The sequence below is a fragment of the Microbulbifer sp. CAU 1566 genome (assembly GCF_023156515.1).
Lineage (GTDB): Bacteria > Pseudomonadota > Gammaproteobacteria > Pseudomonadales > Cellvibrionaceae > Microbulbifer.
The window spans coordinates 1-1275 of record NZ_JALNMG010000016.1; the positions used below are offsets into that span (position 1 = coordinate 1).

Below are 1275 nucleotides of genomic sequence, written 5' to 3' on the forward strand. Positions count from 1 at the left end.
AAACTGGTCTTACCCACAAAAAGTAGACACTATAACTATGTGATTTTGCGCTCGTACTCCGCTGGACTTTTGTAACCCAGTGTAGAGTGCCTACGTACTCTGTTGTAGAAAATCTCGATGTATTCAAACACCTCAGATTTTGCCTGACTGATATTCTCAAAGCTCACTGCGTACACCAGCTCTACCTTTAGCCGACTGAAGAACGACTCCATCGCGGCATTGTCCCAACAGTTTGCCTGTCGGCTCATACTGGGACGACAGTCGTTCGCCAATAGCAGATCCTGGTACCCCTGGGCTCGATACTGGACGCCTCGATCCGAATGCACGATAAGACCCGGCTTAGAACCTCTTTGCTCCAGAGCCATTTTCAATGCTCTCTGGGTGAGCTCTTCCGTCATCTGGGTATCCAGCGCCCAGCCGACGATGCGTCGGGAATACAGATCCATCACTGCCGCGAGGTAAAGCCAGCGATCCCTCACCCAGATATAAGTGATATCGCTGGTCCAGCGACAGTTAGGCCGGTCAACCTCGAAGCACCGCTTCAGTAGGTTTGCAGCGACATTCACCTTGCCCTCGACCGCCCGGCTGTACCGAAAGCCCTTACCGTTCCTCGCTCGAATATGCTCTTTGTGCATGATTCCAGCGATATAATTCGTTGAACAAGGTATGCCCGCATCTGCTAGCTCTCGGGCGATTCGGGGAGCACCATACCGAGCTTTGAACGCCTCAAAGGTATCTTTCACCTTCTCCGTGACATGTTCCCTGCGGATAGCCCGCTCACTCTCTCCCCTGCCGAGCCAGCGGTAATAACCTGACGCCGACACTTCCAGGCAACGACACATCAAGCGTATCGGGTACAACCTTACATGCTCGCGTATCAGCGCGTACTTTACTCTTGGTGGTTCGCAAAGTACGCAGCTGCCTTTTTTAGAAACTCGACCTCTTGGCGAGCCTCATGTAACTCCTTCTTGAGGCGGCGCACTTCTGCACTCTCTTGCTTTGAGTAATCGACACCATCCAGACTATTGAACTGCTTCTCTGAGAGCCGGTTGAACTGGCGCCGCCAGTTATAGATCTGCTGAGCACTCACACCCAACTCCCGAGCGACAGAGGCAGTAGTCGATCCAGGCTTCTCCGCCCTCTTGACTGCTTCTCTACGAAACTCTTCCGTATACGCCTGAGCTCTCTTCTTACCCATGGTGCACCTCCGTGTTAGGCCGAAACCTAACTATACAAGGTGTCTACTAAACGTGGGTAAGTCTTAAACATAACGCC

At 52.3% G+C, this 1275-nt stretch carries 2 protein-coding genes; both read right to left on the reverse strand.

The features are described 5' to 3' along the window. Positions 1–35: 35 nt before the first annotated feature. Positions 36–881 (reverse strand): IS3 family transposase, encoded by an 846-nt coding sequence (locus M0G74_RS18175; RefSeq protein ID WP_282450338.1) that lies wholly within the window; start codon positions 879–881, stop codon positions 36–38. An 8-nt stretch (positions 882–889) separates the two neighbouring features. After that, positions 890–1198, reverse strand: coding sequence for a transposase (locus M0G74_RS18180; protein ID WP_248220212.1), 309 nt, complete (start codon positions 1196–1198; stop codon positions 890–892). Between the last annotated feature and the right edge of the window lie 77 nt (positions 1199–1275).